Source organism: Mycobacterium sp. (genome assembly GCF_050700595.1).
Lineage (GTDB): Bacteria > Actinomycetota > Actinomycetes > Mycobacteriales > Mycobacteriaceae > Mycobacterium.
This window is the reverse complement of the sequence record NZ_JBOHHI010000068.1, coordinates 26158-51435: the sequence shown is the minus strand read 5'-3', so window position 1 is coordinate 51435 and position 25278 is coordinate 26158. Positions and strand designations below refer to the sequence as shown.

Genomic DNA, 25278 nt, shown 5'->3' with positions numbered 1-25278 from the left:
ACGATCGTGCCTACCGCCAGTTCGACACGTGCCCTGCGGGGCCGACGATCCTCGCGCCCGTCGGGCGACGACCGTGAGCAGGCGATCCTGGCGACCGCGGAGCGGCTGCTCGAAGAGCGGCCGTTCGCCGACATCTCCGTCGACGACCTGGCCAAGGGTGCGGGGCTGTCCCGCCCGACGTTCTACTTCTACTTCCGCTCCAAAGAGGCGGTGCTGCTGTCGCTGCTCGAGCCGCTGATCACCCGCGCCGACTCCGAGTTCGACGGTGCGGTGCATCGCCTGCCCGCGGATCCTCGCCGGGTGTGGCGCAACGGCATCAAAGCATTCTTCGCCGCATTCGGCTCGCACCCGGCGGTGGCCCGGGCCGGGACAGAGGCGCTGGCCACCAGCTCGGAGTTCCGCGCTGTGTGGTCGGGCTTCATGCAAAAGTGGATCGACCAGACCGCGGCCATGATCAACGCCGAACGGGCACGCGGCGCGGCGCCGGAGACCATCCCGGCGGTCGACCTGGCGACGTCGCTGAACCAGATGAACGAACGCATGATGATGGCCACTCTGTCGGCCGAGCAGCCGGCGGTCCCCGAGGAGCGGGTGGTCGACGCCCTGGCCCACGTCTGGGTCAGCAGCATCTATGGGGAAACTGGCTAGGCGTCGCCGGCGAATGCGAACATATGTTCGTGCGGACTGCGGCCTCTATTTTGCACGCGGACCTGGATTCGTTCTATGCGTCCGTCGAACAGCGCGACGACCCGACGCTGCGTGGCCGGCCGGTCATCGTCGGCGGCGGGGTGGTGCTGGCCGCCAGCTATGAGGCCAAGGCCTACGGCGTGCGTACCGCGATGGGCGGCGCCCAGACGCGACGACTGTGTCCGCACGCCGTGGTGGTGCCGCCACGGATGAGCGCCTACACGCACGCCAGCGATGAGGTATTCGAGGTATTCCGCGACACCACACCGCTGGTCGAGGCGATCTCGGTGGACGAGGCATTTTTGGATGTCGGCGGCCTGCACCGGGTTTCCGGCACACCCGTGCAGATCGCGGCCCGGCTGCGCGCCGACGTACGCGATCGCGTCGGTCTGCCCATCACGGTCGGCATCGCCCGCACGAAATTTCTGGCTAAGCTCGCCAGCCGCGCAGCCAAGCCCGACGGGTTACTGCTGGTGCCCCCTGACCGGGAGCTGGCCTTCCTGCACCCACTGCCGGTACGGCAGCTGTGGGGCGTGGGTGCGGTGACCGCCGAGAAGCTGCACGCCCACGGGATCAAGACCGTCGCGGATGTCGCCGAGCTCAGCGCGTCGACGCTGGCCTCGATGCTCGGCGCGGCGATGGGCCGCCAGCTGTATGCGCTGTCGCGCAATATCGACCGCCGCCGGGTGACCACCGGCGTGCGCCGTCGTTCGGTGGGTGCTCAGCGGGCGCTCGGCCGCGCCGGTAGCCGCATGTCGTCCCCGGATATCGACGAGGCGGTGATCAACCTGATCGATCGGATCACCGCGCGTATGCGGGCAGCGGGACGCACCGGGCGGACGGTGATGCTGCGCCTGCGGTTCGACGACTTCACCCGGGCCACTCGATCGCACACCCTGGGGTGGCCGACGTCGTCGACGCAAACCATCCTCGACGCCGCCCGCCGCCTGGTCGCGTCGGCTGCGCCGCAGATCGCCGAGCGCGGGCTGACCATCATCGGCTTCGCGGTCGCCGACATCGACCGCAGTGGCGCCGAGCAGCTCATGCTTCCGTTCGGCGGCGAGTCGCTCGGGGTAGACACGGTGGTCGATCAAGTACGCCGCCGCTACGGCAACTTCGCACTGACCCGCGCGGTGTTGGTCGGCCGCGACCCGGGCCTGGAGATGCCGCACCTACCCGACTGAAGCGGTCCAGGCCAGCAGCTGGTCGACCGGCCAGGTGTTGACGACCCGGTCGGCGGGCACGCCGGCATCCAGGGCGCGCTGCGCACCGTAGCCCAGGAAATCGAGCTGGCCGGGCGCGTGCGCGTCGGTGTCGATGGTGAAGTCGCAGCCGATCTCCAACGCCAGCTTCAGTAGCCGGCCCGGCGGATCGCGACGTTCCGGCCGGGAGTTGATCTCCACCGCGGTGCCGTGATCGCGACAGGCGGTGAATACCGCTTCGGCGTCGAACTTCGATTCCGGCCGGATGCCGCGGTTACCGGCGACCAGCCGGCCGGTGCAGTGGCCGAGCACGTCAGCGTGGCCGTTGGACACCGCCCGCACCATCCGGCGGGTCATCGACGCCGAATCCATCGACAACTTCGAGTGCACGCTGGCCACCACGATGTCGAGACGGTCCAGCAGGTCCGGCTCCTGGTCCAGACTGCCGTCGTCGAGAATGTCGACCTCGATGCCGGTCAGGATGCGCATCGGCGCGAACTGGTCGCGAAGCTCGTCGATCACATCGAGCTGTCTGCGCAAACGCTCGGGTGACAGGCCGTTGGCGATCGTCAGCCGCGGCGAGTGATCGGTCAACGCGCAGTACTGGTGGCCCAGCGCTGCCGCGGTGGCCATCATCTCCTCGATCGGCGCCGAGCCGTCCGACCAGTTCGAATGCAGATGCAGGTCGCCGAGCAGCGCGGCCCGGACGTCACCGCCACCGAGATCCTGCGCGGCGGAACGTAATTCGACAAGGGCTTCGGGTTCACGACCGGACCAGGCCTGGTCGATCACCTTCGCGGTTTTCGGGCCGATTCCGGGCAACGACTGCCAGCTGTTGGCCTCACCGTGGCGCGTGCGCTCCGCTTCGTCGAGCGCCTCGACGATGTCGGCGGCGTTGCGGTAGGCCATCACGCGGCGGGGGTCTGCGCGCGCCCGGTCCTTGTAGTAGGCGATCTGCCGCAGCGCGGTCACCGGGTCCATGGCTTAGCTCACCAGCTGGCCGGCGATGAAGCCCGCGAGGATCACCGCGAAGCCACCGATCTCACCAATGATGAGCAACGCCATCGACACCTCGGTACCCCGAGTGGGGTGCTCGAACTGGTTCGTGGTGTCGCGCAGCGCGCCGTGCACGATGTAACTCAGGATCGCCGACACGAAGAAGAACACCACCACCATCGCTGCGGTCAGGTTGACCCACGTCGGCCACGCGCTCAGCTCGACGAAGGCGGCGATCAGCAGCGTCGCGAACGAGTAGAGCAGGGCCGCGCGGTGGGCGATGTCGACATAGGGATGGGCACGGTGGTCGTCCGCGGTCATGATTTGCCGGTACTTCCACACCCCCAGCGCGAGTGCCAGCAGAAAGATCAGGCCGGTTGCCAGCAGGGTGACTTTTGTGTCGATTCCGAGGTCGCAGGTCATCGCTCGCCGAGTTTAGTTGCGCCGGCTGGATAGGCTCGGGTGATGCGATTCGCGTTCAAGACCTCCCCCCAAAACACCAGTTGGCGCCAGATGCTGGCGGTGTGGAAAGCGGCCGACGACATCGACATCTTCGAGTCCGGGTGGACCTTCGACCACTTCTACCCGATCTTCTCCGATCCCAGCGGTCCCTGCCTGGAGGGATGGACGACGCTAACCGCGCTGGCCCAGGCCACCACCCGACTCCGGCTGGGCACGCTGGTGACCGGCATCCACTACCGCCACCCGGCGGTGCTGGCCAACATGGCCGCCGCCCTCGACATCATCTCGGGCGGCCGGCTCGAGCTGGGCATCGGCGCCGGATGGAACGAGGAGGAGTCCGGCGCCTACGGCATCGAGCTGGGCAGCATCAAGGAACGCTTCGACCGGTTCGAGGAGGCTTGCCAGGTGCTGATCGGCCTACTCAGCCAGGCGACGACCGACTGCTTCGATTTCCAAGGCCGCTACTACCACCTCAAAGCTGCACGTAACGAGCCGAAGGGCCCGCAGCGTCCGCACCCGCCCATCTGCATCGGCGGCAGCGGCGAGAAACGTACTCTGCGCATCGTCGCCCGCTACGCCCAGCACTGGAACTTCGCCGGCGGTACCCCGGCCGAGTTCGCCCGCAAGCGCGACGTGCTGGCCGCGCATTGCGCAGACATCGGCCGCGACACAGGCGAGATCATGCTGTCTGCCCACCTGCCGCTCGGCGACGACCGCAACTACGGGCAGGTCATCGAGAACGCGGCGGCGCTGGGCGCCGAAGGCCTGCAATTGGGCATCGTCTACCTCGCTCCACCGCATGACCCGGCCGTGCTGGAGCCGCTGGCCGAGGCGATCAGGGACTCGGGGTTGTGCGGATAGTCGCGGCTCCATCACGCCGCGATCACATTGAGCAAACATGTGCCGGTGCCTGCCCGGCGCCAGGTTAGTACCAGGTCGGTATTTACACGCCGAAGCGCAACAGCTCCTCAACGGTCACCAGGCGCTCGTGCTTGGCAGGGAACTCACGGCTCCTAACCGGATACCGAAACCATGACCAGGCGATTCGCCCCACTCGTGACCGGTGTACCGGGTAAATATGCACGGTCATCACTCCTGCGGTCGATCAACTAAATCGGGCCCCACTGCCCCGCAGTGCCCACAACGGGTTATTAGACACCCAACATCTGGCAAACGGAACCAGACGCGCCGAAATCTTTATCAAATGTTTTTGGTGAGACGGAAGTGACTAATGTATTGCAACGGTCGTCGGTTTGATCGGGGACGGCAGCGCGGTTCGCCCCATCAGATACCGGTCCACGCCCGCCGCGGCGGCGCGGCCCTCGGCGATCGCCCAGACGATCAGCGACTGGCCACGACCCATGTCGCCGGCAACGTAGACGCCGGGCACCGAGGTGGCGAAGTCGGCATCGCGCGCGACGTTGCCCAGGCCATTGAACTCCACCCCCAGGTCTGACAGCAGGCGGGACTTCTCCGGACCGACGAACCCCATCGCCAGCAACACCAAGTCGGCGTCCAGCTCGAAGTCGGTGCCCTCGACCTTCTCGAACTTGCCGTTCTTTCGGTGGACCTCGTGGGCACGCAGCCCGATGACACGACCGTCGCGACCGACGAACTCCTCGGTGTTGACCGCGAACACCCGGTCGCAGCCCTCCTCGTGGGCCGCGGACGCCCGCATGATCAGTGGCCACATCGGCCACGGGGTGGATTCGTCGCGGGTGTCCGGCGGGCGCGGCATGATCTCGAACTGGTGCACAACGATCCCGCCCTGCCGGTGCACGGTGCCCAGACAGTCGGCACCGGTGTCGCCGCCACCGATGATGATGACCTTTTTGCCCTTGGCCGTGATCGGCGGCTCCCCATCGGGCCCCACCACGTCATCCCCCGCCTGCACGCGGTTCGCCCAGGGCAGGTATTCCATCGCCTGGTGGATGCCGTCCAGCTCACGGCCACCGACGGGCAGGTCGCGCCAGGCGGTGGCACCGCCGGCCAGCACCACCGCGTCGAAGTCGGCGCGTAGTTGCTCGGCGGTAATGTCCACCCCGGCATTGACGTTCGGCCGGAACACGGTGCCCTCGGCCGTCATCTGCACCAGCCGCCGGTCGACGATGCGCTTTTCCATCTTGAACTCGGGGATGCCGTAACGCAGCAACCCACCAATACGGTCGTCGCGTTCGAACACCGTTACGGCATGCCCGGCCCGGGTCAGTTGCTGGGCGGCGGCCAGCCCGGCCGGCCCGGAACCCACCACCGCCACGGATTTGCCGGTCAGGGTCGTCGGCTTAAGCGGTTGCACCCAACCTTCTTTGAAGGCCCGCTCGATAATCTCGTACTCGATCTGCTTGATGGTCACCGGAGGCTGGTTGATCCCGAGCACACAGGCCGGCTCACACGGCGCCGGGCACAGCCGGCCGGTGAAGTCCGGAAAGTTGTTGGTGGCGTGCAGCCGGTCGATCGCCTCGCGCCAGCGACCGGTACGCACCAGGTCGTTCCATTCCGGGATCAGGTTGCCCAGCGGACAGCCGTTGTGACAGAACGGAATACCACAGTCCATGCAGCGGGTCGCCTGCTTGCGGAGCGCGTCCTCCTGGAACTCCTTGTAGACCTCGTTCCAGTCGTGCACCCGCTCGGCCACCGGCCGGCGGTTGGGCAGCTCGCGGTGCGTGTACTTCAGAAAGCCCTTCGGATCAACCATGCGCGGCCGCCATTATCGCTTCGCCGACGTCGGCGCCGCTGCGCTCGGCCTCGGCCATCGCCTCCAGGACCCGCTTGAAGTCGCGCGGCATCACCTTGACGAAGCACCGTTGCTCGCCCGCCCAGCCGGCCAGGATTCGCCGGCCGACCGCGGAGTCGGTCGCGTCGACGTGCGCTTCGATCATGCCGTGCAGCCAGTCCAGGTCGTCGTGGTCGAGAGGCTCCAGCTCCACCATCTCGGTGTTGAGACGGGATCCGAACATGTCATCGCGGTCGTAGACGTAGGCCACGCCGCCGGACATGCCGGCCGCGAAGTTGCGGCCGGTGCGGCCGAGGATAACCACCTTGCCGCCGGTCATGTACTCGCAGCCGTGATCGCCGACGCCCTCGACCACCGCGTGGGCGCCGGAGTTGCGCACCGCGAAGCGCTCACCGACGACGCCGCGCAAAAACACCTGGCCGCTGGTGGCGCCGAACAGAATCACGTTGCCGCCGATGATGTTGTCCTCGGCGGCATAGGCGTCGGGCGCGTTGTCGGACGGCCGCACCACGATCCGGCCACCGGAAAGCCCCTTGCCCACATAGTCGTTGGCGTCGCCGTACACCCGCAGCGTGATGCCTTTCGGCACGAAGGCGCCGAAGCTGTTACCGGCCGAGCCGTCGAACGTGATGTCGATGGTGCCGTCCGGCAGTCCCTGTCCGCCATAGGCTTTGGTCACCTCATGGCCAAGCATGGTGCCGACGGTGCGGTTGACGTTGCTGATTGTAGTAGAAAAACGAACGGGCGAACCGGCATCTAACGCCTCGCGGCTCATCACGATCAACTGCTGGTCCAACGCTTTGTCCAGGCCGTGGTCCTGACTGGAACTGCAGTACAGATCCTGGTTCATGAACGCCGATTCCGGTTCGTGCAACACCGGGGTGAGGTCGAGCTTGTGTGCTTTCCAATGCGCGCGCGCCAACGTGGTGTCCAGCGCGTTCACCTGGCCGACAGCCTCGTTGATGGTGCGGAACCCCAACTGTGCCATGTATTCGCGGACTTCTTCGGCGACGAACAAAAAGAAGTTCTCGACGAACTCCGGCTGGCCGGTGAACCGCTGGCGCAGCAGCGGGTTCTGGGTGGCCACCCCGACCGGGCAGGTGTCCAGGTGGCAAACCCGCATCATGATGCAGCCGGACACCACCAGCGGGGCGGTGGCGAAGCCGAATTCCTCGGCACCCAGCAGCGTGGCCATCATCACGTCGCGGCCGGTCTTGAGCTGGCCGTCGACCTGGACCACGATCCGATCCCGTAACCCGTTGAGTAGCAACGTCTGCTGGGTTTCGGCCAGCCCCAGCTCCCAGGGCGCACCGGCATGTTTCATCGACGTCAGCGGGGTGGCGCCGGTGCCGCCGTCATGCCCGGAGATCAGCACCACGTCGGCGTGCGCTTTCGACACACCGGCGGCGACCGTGCCGACACCGTTCTCCGAAACGAGCTTGACGTGGATCCGCGCGGCCGGGTTGGCGTTCTTCAGGTCGTGGATCAGCTGCGCGAGATCCTCGATGGAGTAGATGTCGTGGTGCGGCGGCGGTGAGATCAACCCGACGCCGGGCGTGGAGTGGCGGACGTCGGCAATCCATTGATATACCTTGCCACCGGGAAGCTGGCCGCCCTCACCGGGTTTAGCGCCTTGGGCCATCTTGATCTGGATGTCGGTGCAGTTGGTCAGATAGTGCGACGTGACGCCGAACCGGGCCGAGGCGACCTGCTTGATCGCGCTGCGGCGCCAGTCGCCGTTGGGGTCGCGCTCGTAGCGCCCGGCGTCCTCACCGCCCTCGCCGCAGTTCGACCGGCCACCGAGGCGGTTCATCGCGATGGCGAGGGTCTCGTGCGCTTCGGCCGAGATCGAGCCGTAGCTCATCGCCCCGGTCGCGAAGCGCTTGACGATCTCGGTGGCCGGCTCCACCTCTTCGAGCGGCACCGGCGGGCGCACGCCCTCACGGAATTTCAGCAGCCCGCGCAGCGACGCCATTCGTTCACTCTGGTCGTCGACCAGTCGGCTGTATTCCTTGAAGATGTCGTACTGCCCGGTGCGGGTGGAGTGTTGCAGCTTGAAGACGGTCTCCGGATTGAACAAGTGGTACTCGCCCTCACGGCGCCACTGGTATTCCCCGCCCACCTCGAGTTCGCGGTGTGCCCGCTCGTTGGGCCGGTCCAAAAACGCCAGTGCATGACGGGTGGCGACGTCGGTGGCGATGTCCTCGAGGGTGATGCCGCCGGTGGGACAGGTCAGCCCGGTGAAGTACTCGTCGAGCAGGTCCTCGGAAACGCCGACGGCCTGGAACAGCTGCGCACCGGTGTAGGACGCCAGCGTCGAGATGCCCATCTTCGACATAACTTTCAGCACACCCTTGCCGGCGGCCTTGATGTAGTTTCCAATCGCCTTCTCGCGGTCGAATCCCTCCGTGAGGCCTTCAAAAAGGCCTCGCTCGAGCATGTCCACGATCGACTCGAACGCTATGTACGGGTTTACCGCCGCCGCCCCGAATCCGATCAACATGGCCATGTGGTGCACCTCGCGGGCGTCACCGGCCTCGACCACCAATCCGACCTGGGTGCGGGTGCGTTCGCGCACCAGGTGGTGGTGCACCGCCGAGACAGCCAGCAGTGACGGTATCGGGGCCAGTCGCTCGTCGGACTCCCGGTCGCTCAAGATGATGATCCGCGCGCCGTCGCCGATAGCCTCCGAGGTTTGTGCGCGCACCTCGTCCAGCGCCGTCTTCAAGCCGGCGCCGCCGTCGGCAACCGGATACAGGCAGCGAATCACCTTGGAGCGCAAGCCATGCCGACGGCCGTTGACCGCCACGTCGGGGTCCAGGTTGATCAGCTTGGCCAGCTCGTGGTTGCGCAGGATCGGCTGCTGCAACACGATCTGGTGGCATGACTTCTCGTCCGGGTTGAGCAGGTCACCCTCTGGCCCGACGGTGTGCTGCAGGCTGGTCACCACCTCTTCGCGGATGGCATCCAACGGCGGGTTGGTCACCTGCGCGAACAGCTGCTGGAAATAGTCGAACAGCATCCGCGGACGCTCCGAAAGCACCGCGACCGGGGTGTCGGTGCCCATCGACCCGATCGGCTCGGCGCCGGCGCGCACCATCGGAGCCACCAGCAGGTTGAGCTCCTCATAGGTGTAGCCGAACACCAGCTGCCGCAAAACGACTCGGTGGTGCGGCATGCGCGTGTAGTCGCCCTGCGGCAGTTCGTCCAGAGGGATCAGCCCATTGTCGAGCCATTGCTGATAGGGGTGCTCGGCGGCCAGTTCGGCCTTGATCTCCTCGTCGGAGACGATGCGGCCCTGGGCGGTGTCCACCAGGAACATCCGGCCCGGCTGCAAGCGCATCCGGCGCACTACCTTCGACGGGTCCAGGTCGAGCACGCCGGCCTCCGAAGCCATCACCACCAGGCCGTCGTCGGTGACCCAGATCCGCGACGGGCGCAGCCCGTTGCGGTCGAGCACGGCGCCCACCACCGTGCCGTCGGTGAACGTCATCGACGCCGGGCCGTCCCACGGCTCCATCAGCGAGGCGTGGTACTGGTAAAAGGCCCGCAGGACCGGGTCCATCGCCTCGTGGCGCTCCCAGGCCTCCGGGATCATCATCAGCACCGCGTGAGCCAGGCTGCGCCCGCCCAGGTGCAGCAACTCGAGCACTTCGTCGAAGCGGGCGGTGTCGGAGCCGCCGGGGGTGCAGATCGGGAACAGCTTGTCCACGTCGTCGTAGGAGCCGAAGACGTCGGTGTGAATCAGCGCCTCCCGGGCGCGCATCCAGTTCTCGTTGCCGGTGACGGTGTTGATCTCGCCGTTGTGCGCGATCCGCCGATACGGATGCGCCAACGGCCAGGACGGGAAGGTGTTCGTCGAGAACCTCGAGTGCACGAGGCCCAGCGCACTGGCCAGCCGGTCGTCTTGCAGATCGAGATAAAACGCCTTGAGCTGCGGTGTGGTCAGCATGCCCTTGTAGACGAATGTCTGAGGCGAAAGGCTTGGGAAGTAGACGGTTTCGCGCCCGGGTCCGTCCTGCCCCGGACCCTTGGTGCCCAGTTCGTGTTCGGCGCGCTTGCGTACCACGTAGGCGCGACGCTCCAGGGTTAAACCCGAGGCGCCGGCGATGAAAACTTGGCGGAAGGTCGGCATGGCATCGCGGGACAGCGCACCCAGCGACGAGTCGTCGGTGGGCACGTCACGCCAACCGAGCACCTGCAGACCCTCGGCGGCCGCGATCTTCTCCACCGCCGCACATGCCGCGGCGGCGTCCTTGGACGATTGCGGCAGAAACGCCATACCGGTGGCGTAGCTGCCCGCCGGCGGCAACGCGAAATCGACCACCGAACGCAGGAACTCATCGGGGACCTGGATCAGGATGCCCGCGCCGTCACCGCTGTGCGGTTCGGCACCGGCGGCGCCGCGATGCTCGAGGTTGAGCAGGGCGGTGATCGCCTTGTCCACGATGTCGCGGCTGCGGCGGCCGTGCATGTCGACGACCATGGCCACCCCGCACGAGTCGTGCTCGAACGCGGGGTTATACAACCCGACGCGGTTGGGCGCCATTCCCACCTGACCTTCCAGAACGTCTGCGCGGCATCCATCTACGGCTCCGTCGGCGCCGCGCCCCGGAGATAGGGCCAGGCCCCGCCGGTCTTGTCGACATTCGGTTCGCCAACCGGCGATGATCCAGTCAGGCGTACGTCCGTGCAGCACTGAACGGTGGCCCTGTATACCCAGTCTCGACAAGCCGTAAAACGATATGACAAAACACGCCCGACATGCCAACTTCGGTCAATTCTAGCCGGTCGATCAGCACTGCGGCACATTGCGGCGCCCGCCGCCGGCATGTTTGCTCCGTTGAACTTCGGCTGGCCTCTGCGCACAAAATTTACGCTCCTGCCGGGATGGCAGAGTTCGCTGATGGGTGACCGGCGTGGTGATGGCCGTCGCGCTGCGGCAGGATTCGCTGGTGTGAGCCGCAGCATGTGGGCGCCCGCGACGACGAAGGGTCGCCGATGAGGTTGGCGAAAGACGATGTCCGCAAGGTGATCGATATCTACCTGCGCGCCTGGATGGCCCAGGATCCCGAGCTGATTGTCACCATCTTCACCCCCGAGGCGACCTATCACGAGCGGGTGCTCGGGGAGCCGATCCGCGGTCGTGCCGGAATCCGCGAGTACTGGCGGGTAAAAGTCGCCGGGGAGCAGGCTGATATCCACGCCGAGCTGCTCAGCCTCTATGTGGACGGCGCCACCGCTATCGCCGAGTGGGAGGCCCGCTTCGACGATCTCGTCCAGGGCCACCGCAAGCTCGTGCGTGAGGTCGCGATCTTGGAATTCGAGGGCGATCGCATCGCGCACCTGCGCGAGTACTGGACATCCGAGCGCCTGGGGTCCTGATCCGTTCCGCTGGCATACGGCAACGGACCCGGCCGCTGCCGGCCGGGTCGCCGGCTGACCGATACTGGCTTCATAGCCCGGCCAGACGTCCACTCGAGGAGCAAATGAACGACCGCGACGACTTCCTGCGGGACCGTCTATGGCCCGGCACCCCATCGGCCCGCCCGCCGCACCGGCCGCCGCCGAACCCCCGGCCGATGCCACCCCCGCCGGTGCAGCCGCCCCCGCCCGCTGGGGGCGTCCCCCCGGCCCGGCCCCGGCCGGTCGGGTGGACTTACCGCGGCATCGAACCGCCGCCCGTCGCTCGTCCGCGACGCCCGCAGGCCGCCCGTGGCTGGCGACGCGTCGTTCGGATCGTGACCTTCGGCCTGATCAGCCCGGGCCCGTCGGCGCAAGAACGTCAGGAGGCCGGATACCGGGCCACGATCAAATCGGTCCTGCACGGCAACTACAAGGTCGGGGTGCTCGGCAAAGGCGGTGTCGGCAAAACCACGGTCGCGGCGAGCGTGGGTTCGATCTTCGCCGAGCTGCGCCGGCAGGACCGGGTGGTGGCGATCGACGCCGACACCGCCTTCGGCCGCCTCGGCAGCAGAATCGACCCGCGAACCAGCGGCTCGTATTGGGAACTGGCGGCGGACAAGAACCTCCGGTCGTTCGCTGACATGAGCACGCGCGTGGGCAGCAACTCCGCCGGCCTGTACGTGTTGGCCGGCGATCCGGCGGCCGGTCCGCGGCGCGTGCTCGATCCGGCGATCTATCGAGAAGCTGCACTGCGGCTGGACCGTCACTTCTCGATCTCGATCATCGACTGCGGTTCGACGATGGACGCGCCGGTCACCCAGGAGGCGCTCAGTGATCTGGACGCGTTGATCGTGGTGTCCTCGCCGTGGGCCGACGGGGCCTCGGCGGCCGCGCAGACCATGGAATGGTTATTCGCACACGGCTCTACCGACCTGTTGCGACGCAGCATCGTGGTGCTCAACGACTCGGATGGCCACGCCGACAAGCGCACTCGTTCGGTGCTGGCGCGCCAGTTTCTTGACCGCGGACAAATGGTGGTGGAGGTTCCCTTCGATCCCCACCTACGACCAGGTGGGGTCATCGACGTCAGCCACGAGCTGACTGCGGCGACACGGCGCAGGTTCCTGCAGGTCGCCGCGACGGTCGCCGGCTTCTTCGCGTCGCGGCCACAGACCGCGCGAGACCGCCGCGCCCGCTGAGGATTTGGCTATCCAGCCTCGGCGGCGCGCTTGAGACCCGCGCTTTCCATGTCGACGTAGGACCGCACCCGCGACCCCGCCAGCACCGACGCCAGCCAGCCCAACGGGCCGGTGGCGGCGAACTCCAGCGTGGTCCGCACGTGGTCGCCGGCGTCCTCGATGCGGTGCACCGCCTCCAACCGCAGTCCGGGCTGGCCGGCTACCCAGGTGAAGTTGCGCATCGGCTCCAACTCGGTGACCGTCCACACCATGGGCCGGCCGGTCGGCTGGGTGACGCGCGAACGACTGCCGACCGCCAGCGGGCCGTCGTCTAGCCGGGTGATCTCGCGCATCGACTCGGTCCAGCGGGGCCAGCCGGCCACATCGACCAGCAGTTGCCAGACCCGGTCGGCCGGCGCGTGCACGGTTTCTTCACGGACGTATTTCATGCCCTCAGCTTGCCGCAACGCGTGCCGACGGGTCTGCGGTGGCCTCGATTTTGGTGACGCGGTCGCCGTGGATGGTCAGCACGATCACGGCAAAAAGCCGTCGCTGCGCGAAGGCCAGCAGCACCGGTTGGGCCGCAAACGCCGGCGCCGGATCAAGATCGTCGAATTGACCGCTGAACAGGCACGCCCAGTACTGCGGGCGTTTCCGATCGAAGTCCCGGTCGGCAAGGCATTCGCGAAGCGGTCCGGAATGGTGCGCGACGGCACCGCCGAAGAATTCGGGGCGCTGGCGGCCCGATCGCGGTGTTCCGGTTTATTTGACGCGTCGAGTGTGTGGGTTGTGCACGCGGTTTTGCGGATTTCTCGGTCACAACCCACACACTCAATGCGCTTCATTCGTGGATTTTCGCCAGCATCATGTTCACGATCGAAGCGGCCTGCTCGTTGATCAGGGCCTCGTCGTAGCTGCATGCAAGAACGTCGGCCGCGACGTTTGAGCGGGCCGCCATCGCGTGCGAGCAGACATAGCCTTGGCCGCCCTCCTGCCTGCGGAGCAAAACGTGGACGCCGTAGGATGTGCTGGGGCCGCTGGCAATCCAGTTCACCACCGGCCGGCCGGGAAGGGTTATCGTCAGCGTCCTGTTGACGCAGTCTGCCCATTGGGCAATGCCCGTCGCGACGAACTTGTGTGCCTCATCGGCGTCGCCGAACGTGGCTGCCGCTTCATCGACCACTCGGTCTTGTGGACCGTGCATTCCCAGCCCGACAATCGCCCGATAGCCCGAACCGCGGTACATCGGCTCGGCGCCCGCACTGATCGCGCCCCCACACTTCTGGTCAGACACGCCGCGCACCGAACTGACGGTGGTGTAGATGGCGCTGACCTCCAGTGGGGGTGCTTTCATCACCGCGCCGATCTCGTCCGGTTTCAGCATCAAGGACAGCAATCCGGTGTTTTTCACCAAAGGTAGGTTGGCGGACTGGGTTTGGGTCGCATAGCTTGGGCTGCCGGCTACCACGTGGGTGCAGGCGACCGGAAGTGCGAGCACTGCAACCCAGACAAGTGCGGCGACGATTCGCAGAAGCCTTTGGCGCATGACGGGTTTCACTGAGGGCCTATTTTCGCGGCGATTTTGTGGACGATGTCGATCGCCGCGGCTTGGGGATTGTCGAAGCGGCATGCATCGGTGTCGATGGCGATGTTGTTGCGCACCATTAGAGCCCGTGCACATGTCCAGCCCCGGCCGTCTTGAGGGCTCCACGTAATTGTCAGGATGGAGTCACTGGTGGTGGCGAATCTGCCGAAGCTGACCGGCAGTTGCTTGCTGTTTACAGTGATGGTGAGCTTCCCGTCGCTGCAGCGGGCCCACCGGGGTTTTTGCCCGTCGAGGAAGTTAGCGGCCAGGTCGGCGGTTGGGAAACTCGCCACGGCCTGCACTGCAAGTATCGGCGGCGCATCGGCGGTCACGGGGACCACCTGAAACGACTGCTGCGCCACCGCTTGCCAACCGCTTCCTTCGTACACAATCTGTTGCGCAGGAGCGTACGGTCCGGCGCAATCCTTTTGGGCCATCTCGTCTGACGCGTTCATGCCATCCAGGACCGGCCGGGGAGTCAGCTTTGGGCCCATGATTGCGTCCATCTCATCAGCGCTGAGCAGCAGGCCGTTGAGCGCCGAGATCGGCACCGGTGGCGCTGCAGATGCGGGTCCGGGTGTCGTGGTGCTCGACTGCGTCGCGGCGTGTTGTCCAGGAAACGTCATCCACACCGCGGTGATCCCACCGGCCGCAAGCAGCGCGACCGCCGTCAGCGTTGCGAGGATCCGCCGCCGTCGCCGCCGTGGTGGTGGCAGGTGGGCCGATGATGTCCTCGTAATCTTGACGGGCTGCCACCATGATTTCGCGGCTGCCGTGCTCGGGTAGGAGCTGACCTCCGCGCTGGGAATCGCCTGCCATGGTGCGGTGTGTTGGCTGCTGTGGCCGTGCAGCGCCGCGCTCGCCGCGGCCGCGAGCTGGCCGGCCGTCTGAAAACGATGTTCGGGATCTTTGGCCATCGCCGTGGCGATCACCGAGTCCATCGCCGCCGGCAGGCCCGGGGCTCGCTCGCTTACCCGCGGCGGCTGCTGCTGCAAATGCGCCAGCATCACCGCCGGCACGCCTGCCTCCGCGGGAAACGGGGTCTTGCCGGTCAGCATCCGAAAAAGCGCACATCCCAGTGAGTACACGTCGGCGCGGTGGTCGAAGCGGACACCGGCGAGGACTTCGGGTGCGGCATAGGACACCGTCGCCACGACCGAACCTGTCGCGGTAAGCCCGACGTCGTCGAGGGCGCGCGCGATGCCGAAATCACCCAATAGCGCGTGCTCGACCCCGCGGCCTTCGCCGGACAGCAGGAAGTTGGCGGGTTTGATGTCGCGGTGCACGACGTTGTGTCGGTGGGCGTAGTCCAGCGCCTTGGCGATTTCGCCGACGACGTGTACCGCCCGCGCCGGTGTCATGGTGCCGGAGCGCAGCGCGTCGTCGGCGTCGGTGCCGTCGACGAACTGCATCGCGATCCACAGCTGCCCATCGTCGGTTTCGCCGCGGCGGTAGATCGACACGATGTTGGGGTGGTCCAGGCGGGCAGCGACATCGGCCTCACGAACGAAGCGGGCACGAAACTCTTGGTTGCGTGACAACTCGGCAGAGGGGATCTTCAGCGCGTCACGGCGTGGCAAGATCGGGTTTTGAGCCAGATACACCGTGCCCATGCCGCCTGTTCCGAGGACTCGCTCGATCCGGTATCCGGCCACCACCGCACCGACGGGAAGCATGGGTCAGCGACCGCCGAGCCGAATCGCGGTGGGGGGTGTCACGTTCAGTAAAGCTAGTGGCTCGGCAGGTGAGCCGCTGACACTTCGGCGGTGAGCCCGTCAGCACCTGGTCAAGCGTGGCTGATTCGTCCGGCGATCTGGCCGGCGATTTCAACGGCTTGGTTTCCCGGTTTGGTGCTGCAGGCGTTAACGTCGACGACGACGTTGTTGCGGCTGGTCAGCGCGTGCTCGCAGTGCTGCTGCGGGGCGAGTTCCTGCTGATGGCTGATGATGTGGATGCCGTTGGAATCAGTCGCGGGTGCGCCGAATGTCACATGAGCCGGGACTTTTCCAGGGTACTGCAAGGTAATGGTTCGGTTGGCGCATTGGTCCCATTGGTGAACCTGGTCGTCCACCGCACCCCGAGCCTGCTCGGCGCTGGGAAACCCGACAACGCTCTGGATGACCATGTTGAGTTTCAATGGATCGGCTTGGTCGATGAGCTCCTGCAGCTCGACGCCCTTGTAGACGTACGTGGCGTAGGCCTTCTCCTGACCCGCTTCCCAGGCGCCGGCGCATTCCTTTTCTACGACCGGGTCGGACAGGTCCCAGGTGGCCGAGATGTCGAAGATTTGCGGGTTCATCCCGCCTATCAGTTGTTTGACCTGATCGAGCGGCAGCAGCAGGCCACGCAGCGCGGACACCGCGACTGTGGGCGTGGGTGGCGGCGCCGTGGATGTCGTCGCCGGTGCCGTTGTCGTGGCCGACGCCACGGCTTTTTGGTGTCCGTTCTCGCGGGTCAACATCAGCGCGGTGATCGTTGCCACAACGAGCAGGACAACCGCGGCGAGCGCCCCGTAGCGCGGCAGCCCCGTGTGCGGCCGTATCTCCGGCCCGGGATACGAACTCACCTCGGCGCCGGGCAACGCCTGCAGCAACGCATCCGATGCTGCTTGATGATACAGCGCCGCGGTTGCCGCCCAGCCGAATTCACCCGCTGACTGGAAGCGCTCAGCGGGATTTTTGGCCAGCGCGGCGGCGATCACCGCATCCAACGCAGCCGGCAGCCCCGGCACCAAGTCTGTCACCCGCGGAGGCGGCTGATGTAGATGCGCCATCATCACCGCAGCAGGCCCGTTAGCGCCGGCCCTGGCGAACGGCGTCTTCCCGGTTAGCAGTCGAAAAAGGCTGCACCCCAACGAATACAGGTCTGCACGTCCATCGAACGGGAGACCGGCCAGCACTTCCGGTGCCGCATAGGCCATCGTCGCGATGATGGATCCGGTCATCGTCAACCCGACATCGTCGAGGCCACGCGCGATCCCGAAATCGCCGAGCAACACGTGCTCGGGAGCGTCGCTGGAGAGGAGAAAGTTGGCGGGTTTGACGTCGCGGTGCACAACCTTGTGGTCGTGCGCATAATCCAGGGCCTGGGCGACCTCACCCAGGATGTGCATCGCTCGCACCGGGGACATGGTTCCCACGCGCAGCGCTTCGTCGGCATCGGTGCCGTTGACGAATTGCATCGCGATCCACAACTGCCCATCCTCGGTCTCGCCGCGGCTGTAGATCGACACTATGTTGGGGTGCTGCAGTCCGGCGGCGACGTCAGCCTCGCGGATGAACCTGGCCCGAAACTCTTCGTTGCAGGACAACTCCGCCGAAAGCACCTTCAGCGCGTCACGCCGGGGCAGCTCCGGGTTTTGCGCCAAGTACACGGTCCCCATTCCACCTGCACCGATGATCCCCTCGATGCGGTATCCCGCCACCATGGCGCCGATAGCGATCATGCGTTACCTGGTCCGGGAGAGGAGCGCTCCACAGCGCAGGTGTCAAAGCCGGATCGCCACATGCTTTTCCGCGCACGCGTCGATCACTGAGGCGGTAATGTCCTGGGTGCGTAGTGTTTCCAGATCTTCCACCGTCACCGAGCCTTTGTCGCTGCGGTGCTGGGCGGCGACGCGGGAGTCCCGGAGCCGCTCGGCTCGCTCGACGACGTTGCGGGCAAACCGCCCGTTCTGCATGACGTCAATACCGTGCCTGCCATCGGGTGCCAGATAGGCCCGTAGCGTCTTACAGGCCATGTTCAGCGCTTCGCGGGCGGCCGGCTCGATGACGGTGGCCCGTGGGTCGCCGTAACGGACCGCGATCTCCACCAGCTCGTCGGGGGTGTAGGACTCGAACCGCAGCTTGCGGTTGAACCGGCCCGCCAAACCTGGGTTCACGGTGAGGAATTCGTCGACTTCCTTCTCATAGCCCGCACCGATGAAGCAGAAGTCGAACCGGTGCACCTCCAGCGCGATCAACAACTGGTTGACAGCTTCCATGCCGATCATGTCGGGGCGGCCGTCGTGGTGTCGCTCCACCAATGAGTAGAACTCGTCCATGAACAGAATGCGGCCCAACGAGCGGTCGATCAGCTCGTTGGTCTTCGGGCCGGAGGCGCCGATGTGCTCGCCACAGAAGTCGGACCGTTTGACTTCGATGATTTCCGGATGTCGGACAATGCCCAAGCCCGCGTAGATCTTTCCCAACGCCTCGGCGGTGGTGGTCTTGCCGGTGCCCGGCGGGCCGACCAGCAGCATGTGGTTGGTCTGGTTGCTGACCGGTAGCCCGGCCGCGAGCCGCAAGGCGCGTACCTCGATCTGGTCCTCGAGCTCGGCCACCGCGCGTTTGACGTCAGCCAGGCCGACTTGGCGATCGAGCAGCGCACGACCATCGGCCAGCAGTTCTGTCCGGCGCTCCTGGTTTTCCTCTTCCTGACGTCGCTCTTCGGAAACTTCAGTGGTCACGTCCCACTTGTTGGTGCGGGTGTTGATGGTCTCCTCGTCGGTGACCACCAGTTGCAGCGCGGCTTCGGCCAGCGCTTGCTTCGCCGGCTCGATGAGCGCACCGTTGATCGTCGCCTTGGACAACCAAATCTGCGTCTTGTCCTCCTCACCGAGCTGGCGGTGCGCCATCCCGCGCACATACGCCAGATCGGCTGCGATCAGCGGGAAATCGTTCGGATCGATCGCCGTCACCGCGGTGTCGGCCAGTTCGTGACGACGTGACTCGCTTCGTAACCCACCGTCGGCGCGCAGCTCGACGCGGTCCGCCCAGTCCAGGGTGACCCGGGCCTGTCCGAGATGGGCCGCTGCGTGCGCAGCCAGCGCGTTGGTCGCCGCGGTGACGGCCGACATGATGATGGCCTGCGGCGGCAAGATGGTCGCCGCGATCGAGATCACATCCGGCCAGCGTTGGGTGGTGAACATCAAGTACGCCCGGATGTACTGGAGCCACTGGTGGTTCTCCCAACTATCCAGCAGCGTCGAATCCTTCAGCAGCCCTTCGGCTTTCTCGTATTGGCCGTCATCGATGAGCGCACTGGCCAGCGCCAGACCGGCATGCGATGACTCGGTCATCGAGATGGACAGATACGGCCCGGCTTTGATCGGCGCGGACAGCTGCACGCCGAGCCGATTGGTTTCGCGGTGCATCCGCGCGCCGTACGCGTAAAGCTCCTGCAGCGTTGACAGCGCCTCGTCTCCGGCGGCAATCCGGCCGAGCCACGCGTCGGCCATCGACGGATCGATCTCAGTTGCCTCGCGAAACCGCGCCTGTGCGGCGACGACGTCAGTTTCGAACAACGCCATGCCCTGGTCGAACCGCTTGCGGGCGGCAACGGTGGTAGCACTGCTGGCCATCGTCTAGTCCACCGGTTCCAGCTCAGGGGTCGTCAGTGTCGTCGGTTCCGAAGATACGTACCGATTCTCGGCACGGAACAACTCGACCTCCACACTGTGGATTCGGCCGGCCGCCCGTACCTCCACCGTCGCCGGACCAGTCTGAGTGATCACCACGTCCGCAGATCCCCGGTACGGCGCGCCAGGCTCGCCGACCGAGATCAGCGTGTTCGGGCGCGGTGCCGCAGTCACAGAACCGTCGACGACGCTCACGGTGGTGCCGGAAATCGGCCGGACGCTGGCGCTCACGGCGATGTCGGGCATACGAACACTATTCCACCGCTGCGTGTCTCGGGTGTGCACGGTGACGCGTTCGCCGGCTCCGGCCATCCGGACGACGATCCGCTTGGCCAACCCGTCTTCCGCCGCAATATGCACCCGGCTGAATTCTCCGGGATCATCGAGGGGCAGCATCAACCGGTTGCCGGATCCCGCCTTGCCTAACAGCACACCCGACGGCCCGATCGGGATGACCAGCGGAGCGCTCAGCGTGCCGCGTCGTACACCTCGTAGCGTCGGCATCGGTCCACAAACACTGGACGCAATCGCCGGCGCCTGCTCCCCCGGCAGGGTTCGCCACATCACGCTCGGCGGAGCCGTCGGGGGCTGCGCGCTGCGCACGGTTACCGTGGCCGTGGCGGTGCCGTCGCCGAACAAGGTGATGTTCTGGATGATCCCGTCGGCGCGCAGCGACCAGGCGTGCGCCAACTTCTCCGCGGTGATGTCGCCTGGCCGGTACCAGTAGGTCGTGAGCCAGCCGGCGTCGCTGCGCACCGAGCGCCACCGTTGGTGTTGGCTGCCCAGCGCCGACCGGCCGAGCCGCCGCTCCACCTCGACGATGTCCGTCGCCGTCGCCACCTTGGCCCGGATACCCTGCTGGCGCATCGCCGCGCTGATCCGCTGTGCGGTCGCCAGCGCAGCGGTACCCGCAGACGTACGCCATTGCAGGGCCTCGGCGTTGTCGAGCGATGCGATGCGCACGATGAGCCATGTTTCGCGTTGCCCGGCATACGGTGGTGTGCCGATCAACGTGTCGTACACCCGCGGGTAGTCTCCGGTGCTGCGTCGTCGCGCCCCCACGCAGACAACACTCATCGATTGGATCGTCAGGCCCAGGCTTTGCCGCAGCTGCGGCAACAGTTCGGCAATGTCGACGGTGTTGTCGGTGTATGTCGACGTAGAGCCGGTGAACAACGTCGGGGTATGCGCCTTGCCCAACAACTGCACGGCGGCCACCGCCACCCCGTCCTGGTACCGGATGCCGCCGCCAGCGCGGTCGTTGGCCACCGTGATGGGCTCGTCGAGCTCGATGGGCCGCTTGCGGCGACGCCACAGCGCCAGCCACGACCACACCGGCTGGCGCCACCACCGGATCACACCGACCATGAGGCCGATTACCAGCCCCGCCGCCGCCCCGGGATAGCTCCCGGCGGTCCACCCGAGTAGTCCGGCGGCCAGAACGCCGACGACGATCGTCAGCTTTGTAGTGGCTGTCATCGTGCCCGCCGGGCCCGCGAGATCAGCGCCGCCAGCACGACCGCCGCCAGCATGACAGCGGCGAACACCAGCGCCATGTTGCGGGCCCGGTGATCCGGTGGCGGTGGCGGCGCTGCCGGCACGATTACCCGGCTCTGGGCGCCCGGCGAAACCCGTTCACCGGCAGGCACATTGAACGTCAACGCGGCGATCGGGTCCACGACGCCATAGCCGACCTGGTTATCGACACCGCGTGGCGGGTTGTGGGCGGTCTGCAAGATCCGGTTGATCACCTGGTGGGCGGAAAGATCCGGGTACTTGGCGCGTACCAATGCGGCCACCCCGCTGACGTAAGCTGCCGAAAAACTCGTGCCCCAAAACGGCATGTTCTTCTCGCCCGGGCGCGACGGTGGGTAGGCGTTGACCGGACCACCGGTCTGCGACGACAACCCCATGATCCCGACCCCGGGGGCCGCGGCGGCGACCCATGGCCCGGCCAGGCTCTTGCTGATCGGCGCACCGGCATTGTCCACGGCGCCCACCGACAGCACAAAGTCGGAAAACCACGACGGCGACGAGATCGTCTTGACCTGATGCCAGTCCCGCGGATCGGCCGGATTCAACGGGTCGAACACCGGATTCTGTGCGCATTCGTCCTCGCCGTCGTTTCCTGCCGCGGCGACGATCACCGCGTCCTTGACGGTGGCGGCATACCAGACCGCGGCACCGAGGGCACCCTGATCCAGCGGGTCAGCGGCCGACACACACGATGTGACGCTGACGTTGATCACCTTGGCGCCCATGTCCGCCGCATGCACGACCGCGCTGGCCAGGCTTGCGACGGTGCCCGCCTTCCGGCGGGCCTGCTGGTCACCGGGCGTGGGTTTGTCGGGTTCGTAGGCGCGCGACGACTGCCGCAGCGAGATGATCACCGCATGCGGCGCCACCCCGGCGACCCCGTCGGGCGCACCGGGTGGCAGCCCCGGCACCTCGGGGTCCTCGGGCTGGTCGGGTGTGGGATCACCGGGCGCATTGGCGGGTTCGTCGGCAGGTGGCGGCGGTGGCGGCGGCGCCGGTTTGGTCTCGGTGATCGTCACCGGGGTGGGCGGTGGCGGCGGCGCGGGTGGTGGTGGTTGACCGCCCGGCGGTGGCGGTGCGGAATCGACGCGCGGCGGCCCCGCCGGCGGCGGAAAGGCCGGCACGGCGGGCAGCGGGGCGGGCATCGGGGCACCCTGCGGAGCGGCCCCGATCACCGACGCCACGACGGTGCCGTGCGCATCGCAGTCCGTCAGTCCGTCCCCACCCATGATGTAGTCGCCGCCGGCGATCACCGGCAACCGTGGGCTGGGGTTGACTCCGGTGTCGATCACGGCCACCGGCACCCCGTTGCCCGTCGAGTATTGCCACGCCTTGCTGATGTTGAGCATGGTGAATCCCGGCGCGGTGACGGCTACGTTCGGGTCGGCCACGGTGATCGGCCGCGCGCAGATGGCACTCTGTCGCATGGGCTGATCAGGCCCCGGCTTGCCGTCCGCGGGCACTCGACCCGGGTCGACGCTTGGCGGCGGAATCGCTTGAGCCACAGGAAGACTCGCAGACAGCACAACGAGCAGCCCAGCCACTGCCATCGGCGAGATCCGCTGCATCCACGCCGCGGCGGTCATCGCATGCGCACCCAGGTAAACACCCCACCGATCCAGGCCGCCAGCGGCAGAGCGGCGATGATCGCGAGTATTTCCAGCCATTCGGCGATCATCCGCACCAGCGGGGTGAACCGCGTGATCGGCACCAACAGCGCCGCCGCCAAACCGACCAGGCCGAAACCGGCCAGCACCACCGCACCCCACAGCACCGCTTCACCCGAAGATGCCGGCTGGTGCAGGACGTATTTGACCACGCCGGCGCACACCGCCCCCGCGGCGCCACCCACCAATGCGATGGCCTGCCGCTTGTCGGCGAACGCACGGCCACGGCTGATGAAGATCAGCACGAACAGCCCGGCCAGGATCGCCGCGTGCACGCTGTGGCCTCGGCCCGGTATCAAGGTGGCCCACACCGCGGCGGGGAGCGCCAAACCTGCGGCGACGCATATTCCGGTCAGCACGTGATTGGCGCGTTTGGCGGCGGCGGCGATCTGCGCACCGCGCGGGGTGGTGTCCCGGGTCGCCTCTTCCTCGGCTTCGGTATCGACCGGCGCAACGGCATCTGCCGGGAGTCCGCTGCTGCGACGGAACAGGTCGCGCCCGGTGACCGACCCGAAATAGGGCGGGCGGATCCGCGCGGCCCACAGCGAGATGGTCGGCGCAAAGGTCAGCAGCAGCAGCAGGCCGACCAGCGTGCACATCCCGAGCCACTGCGCGGGAATCGGCCGCCACATCCGAGCCGCGGCGACCACCCCGCCCAGTCCGCACAACGTCACGACCGTCGCTGCCGCGTTGATGTGACGCCGGGTCAACACCGCGATCCCGCAGGTCATCACCGCGACCGCGAGCGCGGCGATGAACAGGTGGGCAGCACCCAGCGCTCCGGGCGCGGCCACGGCCACACTTACCGCCAGCAGCGGCATGGCAAGCCAGGCGAACGCACTGAGGACGTCGACGCGGTGCGGCCACCACCGCCCCACCACACCCGCCCCACCGGCGGCCAACACACCGGCTGCGCCGGTGACGACGCTGGGCACCAGGGAGTCCGTGGCGACGCGGTTTCGCACAGCCAGCCCGAGCACTACGGCTGAAACCAACGCCAGTATCGCCAGCGCGGTGTGGGCGGCGGTGTCAGTCGAAACGGGTTCGAATAGCTTCTTGCCGATTCGGGCCAGTCCGGTTGACAACGACTCGTACTGCGGCTCGAACGAGTCACCTTCTACCGTGGGTACCAGTACCAGGGTGTCGCCGTCTTCGACACCCAACTCGTCAAGGGTCTTGGTGACGTCGAGCCGGACGCCGTTGGCCTTGTGCAGCTCGTAGCCGACGCCCGTTTCGAGGCCGCTCAATCCCCGGCGCTTGAGTTCGTCATTGAGCAGCTCGACGATATTTTCGACGAACACCTCGACCGGCACCGACGCCGGGTAGACCTGGGAGACGAGGTGTTCCCCACATACCACCGCAACCGCACAGCGTGCCGGGAACGAGACCTTCGCCATTAACGTGGCCTATCGGCATCCGGAACGTATTTGTCAGCCAATGCCGCCGTGATTTCGAATAGCCGCAGCCGGGTTTTTTTGTTGAGTTCGTGTTGTGTGTCGATTATCCCGCCTTTCGCCAGATGCGGGTCGTACGGCATGAATTCCACCGTGGCGCCCGACTGCGCGAATCGCTCGATGAGATAGGTACGGGCGTCCGGGTCATATTCATGGCGGCTATCGTTGAGAATGACCATGCTGCGCGACACCAGTTCGTGATAGCCCATCGAGCGGAGCAGGTCGATAGCGCGGGTTACCGGCAGCGAGGTATCGGCGGTCAGACCGGACACGAACACCAAGGTGTCGCAGGCATCGAACACCGGCTTCATCACCGGGTGCTCCAGGTCGTCGGAGGTGTCCACCACCATGACGGTGTGGGTGCGGCGTAGCCGCGACAGCACCCCGGTGAACATCGACGGCACCAGCGGTCTCGGCTGATCCGACACCCGGTTACCGGCTAATACATCCAGGCCTAATGCGTTCTGGCCCAAGTGCTCCCGGATATCGGCGTAGCCCTGAACATCGGTGTCGTTGAGGACGGCGGTGTAATCGCCGGGCGGCGCCTCGTCGATCCGGCCGGCCAGCGTTCCGAAGCCGGGGGCCGCGTCGATGGCGACCACGTTCTCTGGTCGGCATTCCCGGAACACCGCGCCGATGCATGCGGTCATGGTGCTCTTTCCGACGCCGCCCTTGCCGGAGACCACTCCGACGACGTACTGCTTGCGGATATGACGGCGGATCCGGCCCTGCAATTCACGGTAATGGCGCTCGGCCCGTGACTCGCCCAGGTTTATGGTTTGTAAAGACAGCTTATACACGAACTTACGCCACCCTGAACCGGGCGGAATTTTACGCGGCGCCACCATATCGGAAATGCGTAAGGTTTCCGATACGGAGTCGGGCTGCTGATGGCGCGAAACGGCGGCTTCTCTCCGGGCTGGCCCAGGTTGGTCCGTCGAATTCAATGGCGCCTTCTTCGGGTTTGTCACTA

General features: G+C 66.5%; 18 protein-coding genes and 1 pseudogene. 6 read left to right on the top strand and 13 right to left on the bottom strand.

Annotated features, from left to right (window positions below; all coding sequences use genetic code 11):
- The first annotated feature begins 6 nt into the window (after positions 1–6).
- Together ACRDTL_RS06860 and dinB are read left to right on the top strand one after the other, a co-directional pair.
- Positions 7–648, top strand: a complete 642-nt coding sequence (locus ACRDTL_RS06860; protein ID WP_431505958.1) for a TetR/AcrR family transcriptional regulator — start codon at positions 7–9, stop codon at positions 646–648.
- Positions 649–671: 23 nt separating this feature from the next.
- The gene (gene dinB / locus ACRDTL_RS06855) at positions 672–1871 is read left to right on the top strand and encodes a DNA polymerase IV (RefSeq protein WP_431505957.1); all 1200 of its coding nucleotides are present in this window, start codon (positions 672–674) and stop codon (positions 1869–1871) included.
- On the opposite strand, the gene ACRDTL_RS06850 is transcribed toward dinB, so the two are convergent.
- Positions 1860–2870 carry a PHP domain-containing protein gene (locus ACRDTL_RS06850; RefSeq protein WP_431505956.1) on the bottom strand — a complete coding sequence of 337 codons (1011 nt, stop codon included), beginning with the start codon at positions 2868–2870 and terminating at the stop codon, positions 1860–1862. The two genes, dinB and ACRDTL_RS06850, sit on opposite strands and share 12 nt — an antisense overlap.
- Positions 2871–2873: 3 nt before the next feature.
- Positions 2874–3308 (bottom strand): hypothetical protein, encoded by a 435-nt coding sequence (locus ACRDTL_RS06845; RefSeq protein WP_431505955.1) that lies wholly within the window; start codon positions 3306–3308, stop codon positions 2874–2876.
- Between the two features lie 42 nt (positions 3309–3350).
- On the opposite strand from ACRDTL_RS06845, the gene ACRDTL_RS06840 reads away from it, so the two are divergent.
- Complete coding sequence (locus tag ACRDTL_RS06840) at positions 3351–4208, top strand: LLM class F420-dependent oxidoreductase (protein WP_431505954.1); 858 nt, start codon at positions 3351–3353, stop codon at positions 4206–4208.
- 367 nt (positions 4209–4575) lie between these two features.
- On the opposite strand, the gene ACRDTL_RS06835 is transcribed toward ACRDTL_RS06840, so the two are convergent.
- A complete protein-coding gene (locus ACRDTL_RS06835) occupies positions 4576–6042 on the bottom strand; it encodes a glutamate synthase subunit beta (protein ID WP_431505953.1) in 1467 nt (488 codons plus the stop codon).
- Positions 6035–10630 carry a glutamate synthase large subunit gene (gene gltB, locus ACRDTL_RS06830; RefSeq protein WP_431505952.1) on the bottom strand — a complete coding sequence of 1532 codons (4596 nt, stop codon included), beginning with the start codon at positions 10628–10630 and terminating at the stop codon, positions 6035–6037. The genes ACRDTL_RS06835 and gltB overlap by 8 nt, the downstream gene beginning before the upstream one ends.
- A gap of 452 nt (positions 10631–11082) precedes the next feature.
- Here gltB and ACRDTL_RS06825 point away from each other — a divergent pair, with 452 nt between their 5' ends.
- Entirely contained in the window at positions 11083–11466 is a 384-nt protein-coding gene (locus tag ACRDTL_RS06825; RefSeq protein ID WP_431505951.1) for a nuclear transport factor 2 family protein, read from the top strand.
- A gap of 104 nt (positions 11467–11570) precedes the next feature.
- The gene (locus ACRDTL_RS06820) at positions 11571–12686 is read left to right on the top strand and encodes a MinD/ParA family ATP-binding protein (protein ID WP_431505950.1); all 1116 of its coding nucleotides are present in this window, start codon (positions 11571–11573) and stop codon (positions 12684–12686) included.
- An 8-nt stretch (positions 12687–12694) separates the two neighbouring features.
- Here ACRDTL_RS06820 and ACRDTL_RS06815 read toward each other — a convergent pair whose 3' ends face one another.
- Positions 12695–13114 carry an SRPBCC family protein gene (locus ACRDTL_RS06815; protein ID WP_431505949.1) on the bottom strand — a complete coding sequence of 140 codons (420 nt, stop codon included), beginning with the start codon at positions 13112–13114 and terminating at the stop codon, positions 12695–12697.
- A gap of 136 nt (positions 13115–13250) precedes the next feature.
- Here ACRDTL_RS06815 and ACRDTL_RS06810 point away from each other — a divergent pair.
- Positions 13251–13435 (top strand): annotated as a pseudogene (locus ACRDTL_RS06810) (deazaflavin-dependent nitroreductase); the annotation flags it as partial.
- A 71-nt stretch (positions 13436–13506) separates the two neighbouring features.
- Here the strand turns inward: ACRDTL_RS06810 and ACRDTL_RS06805 are convergent.
- The 8 genes from ACRDTL_RS06805 to ACRDTL_RS06770 form a co-directional block, all read right to left on the bottom strand.
- Entirely contained in the window at positions 13507–14211 is a 705-nt protein-coding gene (locus ACRDTL_RS06805; protein ID WP_431505984.1) for a sensor domain-containing protein, read from the bottom strand.
- Between the two features lie 8 nt (positions 14212–14219).
- Positions 14220–15926 carry a serine/threonine-protein kinase PknH/PknJ gene (locus ACRDTL_RS06800; RefSeq protein WP_431505948.1) on the bottom strand — a complete coding sequence of 569 codons (1707 nt, stop codon included), beginning with the start codon at positions 15924–15926 and terminating at the stop codon, positions 14220–14222.
- 110 nt (positions 15927–16036) lie between these two features.
- Entirely contained in the window at positions 16037–17695 is a 1659-nt protein-coding gene (locus ACRDTL_RS06795; RefSeq protein ID WP_431505947.1) for a serine/threonine-protein kinase PknH/PknJ, read from the bottom strand.
- A gap of 42 nt (positions 17696–17737) precedes the next feature.
- Positions 17738–19591, bottom strand: coding sequence for a type VII secretion AAA-ATPase EccA (gene eccA, locus ACRDTL_RS06790; RefSeq protein ID WP_431505946.1), 1854 nt, complete (start codon positions 19589–19591; stop codon positions 17738–17740).
- Between the two features lie 3 nt (positions 19592–19594).
- The gene (gene eccE, locus ACRDTL_RS06785) at positions 19595–21127 is read right to left on the bottom strand and encodes a type VII secretion protein EccE (RefSeq protein WP_431505945.1); all 1533 of its coding nucleotides are present in this window, start codon (positions 21125–21127) and stop codon (positions 19595–19597) included.
- On the bottom strand, positions 21124–22770 hold the full coding sequence (gene mycP / locus ACRDTL_RS06780; protein ID WP_431505944.1) for a type VII secretion-associated serine protease mycosin: 1647 nt from the start codon (positions 22768–22770) through the stop codon (positions 21124–21126). Before mycP ends, eccE begins: the two co-directional genes overlap by 4 nt.
- Positions 22767–24248 carry a type VII secretion integral membrane protein EccD gene (eccD, locus tag ACRDTL_RS06775; RefSeq protein WP_431505943.1) on the bottom strand — a complete coding sequence of 494 codons (1482 nt, stop codon included), beginning with the start codon at positions 24246–24248 and terminating at the stop codon, positions 22767–22769. Before eccD ends, mycP begins: the two co-directional genes overlap by 4 nt.
- Positions 24248–25276 (bottom strand): MinD/ParA family ATP-binding protein, encoded by a 1029-nt coding sequence (locus tag ACRDTL_RS06770; RefSeq protein ID WP_431505942.1) that lies wholly within the window; start codon positions 25274–25276, stop codon positions 24248–24250. Before ACRDTL_RS06770 ends, eccD begins: the two co-directional genes overlap by 1 nt.
- Positions 25277–25278: the final 2 nt, after the last annotated feature.